Below are 3,049 nucleotides of genomic sequence, written 5' to 3'. Positions count from 1 at the left end.
GGCGTCGCGGCCGGGCCGGACGGCCGTCCGCGCTGTCCCTGGGCACTGTCCGCGCCCGAGTACATCGCCTATCACGACGAGGAATGGGGGCGTCCGGTCCACGACACCGTCGGCCTGTTTGAACGCCTCAGCCTCGAAGCATTCCAGTCCGGTCTTTCCTGGCTGACGATCCTGCGCAAGCGGGAGGCTTTCCGGCGCGCGTTCGCGGGATTCGATCCGACGGTCGTCGCGTCATTCGATTCGGCTGATGTCGAGCGGCTGATGGCGGACGCGGGCATAGTCCGCAACCGGCGGAAGATTCTTGCGACCATTAGCAATGCCCGTGCGGTCCTGGCGCTGGACGTGCCATTATTGCTCCGGGGGACGGGGCCTCCGGTGGCGCGAAAGAACTATGATCGCGCCACCTTTGGCCCTCTGGGCGAACTGGTCTGGTCGTTTCGGCCCGCTGCCACGGCGGCCCCGCTGGCACCGGCTGTGATCGCCGACGTACCCGCCTCCACAGCTGAGTCGGTGGCGCTGGCGAAGGCACTGAAAGCCAGCGGCATCGTTTTTGTCGGCCCGACGACAGCCTATGCCCTGATGCAGGCGTGTGGCCTGGTCAACGACCACCTCGCCGCCTGCGTGAACAGGTAGCCGGTGGGTGATCCGTCCACCGGCACGGCCTGCGTCCGAGGGTGCGGGCCCAGCTCGGGCCGACCCCGCGAGGTCGCGCGGTCCCGATGGGCCGGGCTGATCCGCTACGATAACTGATCATGTCGGACGTAGTGGTACTCGCGATTGTCAGCGTGGCCGTGACCGGCCTGGGCGTGCCGGGAATCCTGGCGCTGGCGGGCCGGCTGGAGTCGCGGCGGTCGCAACGGCTCGCCATTGGAAAGGAATGGCTTGACGTGCTCGACTTCGCAGCCGAGCAGCTGGCGAGATCCCAGCGAACCACCGGGCAATGTATCGGGCTGTGGTCCAGGGGAATCATGGACAACGACGACGAGGCACGGGAATGCCTCAAGCGTCGCAACGAGGCGAACGAAGCGGCTCGCACCGCCTATGGGCGGCTGTGTATCAGATTCGGCCCGGCCTCGGCCGTCGTACGGCACTATGACGAGGCGGTCGAAAGCACGCAACGGCTGACCGAGGTGCTGCGAGGCTATCGGGCTGGCGACACCTACGACGCCTGGGCGCAGCAGGCCGGCGCCGAGTCCGCGGAGCTCACCGCCGCGAACGAAAGGTTTCTCAACGTAGCCAACAGGGCGATGTCGGCGACGGCGCTGTCAGCCAAGGCGATGTCGGCCAAGGCAGTGTCATCGAAGCCAGCGCCGGCGAAGGCCGTGTCGGCCAAGGCGGCGTCGGCCAAGGCGGCGTCGCCGGAGGCAGTGGCAGCGACGGCTGCGAAGGCGCCGGCGCCGAAGGATGTGCCGCCGAAGGATGTGCCGGCGAAGGAGGTGTCGGCCCGAAAATGACACGTGATGACCCGTCCGAGTGCCAGGGTCCCCGAATTTTCGCGAAGCGGACGTTCGGGGACGGCCCTATTGCCGGGCGTTCTTATTCGGGGACGGCAGCGAGGACGTCGCGGGTGGCGGACATGCCGAGCCTGGTCGCGCCAGCCTCGACGAACGCGAGTGCCTGTTCGGCGGTGCGGATGCCGCCGCTGGCCTTGATGCCGAGCCGGCCACCGATCGTCGCCCGCATCACCCGTACCGCCCGCAGGCTCGCCCCGCCGGCGGGGTGAAAGCCGGTCGAGGTCTTCACGAACTCGGCACCGGCCGTTTCAGCTGCCCGGCAGGCCGCCGTGATGCTCGCGTCCGGGAGCAGGGCACTTTCGATGATCACTTTGAGGATCACGTGCGGTGGGACCGACAGTCGTACCTCCGCGATCTCGGTCTCGATCGACCGCCAGTTCCCCTCCATCGCGCAGGCCAGGTCGATGACCAGGTCGATCTCGTCCGCGCCGTCGGCCACCGCCCGGCGTGCCTCCTCGGCCTTGACGACGGTCAGGTGGGTACCGTGCGGAAAGCCGATCACCGAGGCGACCGCGAATGCGGGATCGGCCGATCGGGCCTGTGAGCCGTCCGGGCCGCTACGACGTGCCGCGGCGGCCGCCAGGTAGACGTGGGTGGGCGCGACACACACCGTGGCGACTCCGAGCTCGGTCGCCTCGGTGCACAACGCGAGGACCTCCTCGCCGGCGGCTTCGGGCCGCAACAGAGTGTGATCGATCATCCGGGCCAGTTCGGACCGGCGCGGCAGTGGAGCACCAGGCGCGGATCCGCCGGCTCCGACTGGACGGTCCTCACGGCCTGGACCGTCCTCACCGGGGGAGATGCTTGCCATGCAGCCCATCATTGCGGGTGGAAGCGAACGGGACCATGGCACTGTGCAGGAGGCGAACGAATCGTGCGGGTCGACGTCGTCGAACATCCCCTGGTAGCGGCGCGGTTGACGGTGCTGCGTAACAAGAGCACCGAACCGCCCGTGTTCCGGGTGGCCTTGCGTGAACTGGCGACCATGCTGATCTATGAGGCTGCCCGGGAGCTGGTCACCGTCGGGTACACCGTGGCCACCCCGCTCACCCCCACCAGCGGGCGCAGGCTGGCCACGGCACCGATCGTCATCCCGGTGCTGCGGGCCGGGCTGGGGATGCTGGAGGCGGCGCTCGGCCTGCTGCCCGAGGCGCGGACGGGCTTCATCGGCCTGGCCCGGGACGAGAAGACCTTCCAACCGCACGCCTACCTGGAGTCGTTGCCGGAGAACCTCGCCGGGTATCCGGTGCTGCTCCTGGACCCGATGCTCGCCACCGGTGGATCAGCGGCACACTGCCTGAACCTGCTGGCCGACCGCGGGGCTACCGGTATGATCATGATCTGCGTGCTCGCCGCACCCGAGGGCATCGCGGCACTGGACGCGAGCGGTTTCGACGTGCGGGTGGTCACCGCGAGCATCGACGAGCGGCTGAACGACGACGCCTTCATCGTCCCGGGTCTCGGGGATGCCGGCGACCGCCAGTTCGGCGCGGTCTGACTGTCCCCGCGCATCAACGACGTATCGGCCCCCGGCC

The 3,049-nt window shown here is 68.8% G+C and carries 4 protein-coding genes; 3 read left to right on the top strand and 1 reads right to left on the bottom strand.

Translation table 11 applies throughout. The features are described 5' to 3' along the window. The coding region (locus U9980_RS05835; RefSeq protein WP_322767003.1) for a DNA-3-methyladenine glycosylase I at positions 1–633 on the top strand (633 nt) is incomplete at its 5' end. Between the two features lie 119 nt (positions 634–752). Then, entirely contained in the window at positions 753–1,454 is a 702-nt protein-coding gene (locus U9980_RS05830; protein WP_322767002.1) for a hypothetical protein, read from the top strand. A gap of 82 nt (positions 1,455–1,536) precedes the next feature. Here the strand turns inward: U9980_RS05830 and deoC are convergent, their stop codons facing one another. Beyond that, positions 1,537–2,334 (bottom strand): deoxyribose-phosphate aldolase, encoded by a 798-nt coding sequence (gene deoC / locus U9980_RS05825; RefSeq protein WP_416210164.1) that lies wholly within the window; start codon positions 2,332–2,334, stop codon positions 1,537–1,539. Between the two features lie 54 nt (positions 2,335–2,388). Between deoC and upp the strand changes: the two genes are divergently transcribed. After that, positions 2,389–3,012 carry a uracil phosphoribosyltransferase gene (gene upp / locus U9980_RS05820; RefSeq protein WP_322751004.1) on the top strand — a complete coding sequence of 208 codons (624 nt, stop codon included), beginning with the start codon at positions 2,389–2,391 and terminating at the stop codon, positions 3,010–3,012. The last annotated feature ends 37 nt before the right edge of the window (positions 3,013–3,049 follow it).

Origin of the sequence: Protofrankia sp. Cr1 (assembly GCF_963555865.1) — a bacterium.
Classification (GTDB): Bacteria; Actinomycetota; Actinomycetes; order Frankiales; family Frankiaceae; genus Protofrankia.
Note: the sequence above shows the minus strand (reverse complement) of the source record. Positions and strands in the feature narration are given on the sequence as shown.

Coding starts and splice junctions, on each gene's coding strand:
- deoC (WP_416210164.1), bottom strand. CDS start 2,334: ATGGGCTGCATGGCAAGCATCTCCCCCGGTGAGGACGGTCCAGGCCGT.
- U9980_RS05830 (WP_322767002.1), top strand. CDS start 753: ATGTCGGACGTAGTGGTACTCGCGATTGTCAGCGTGGCCGTGACCGGC.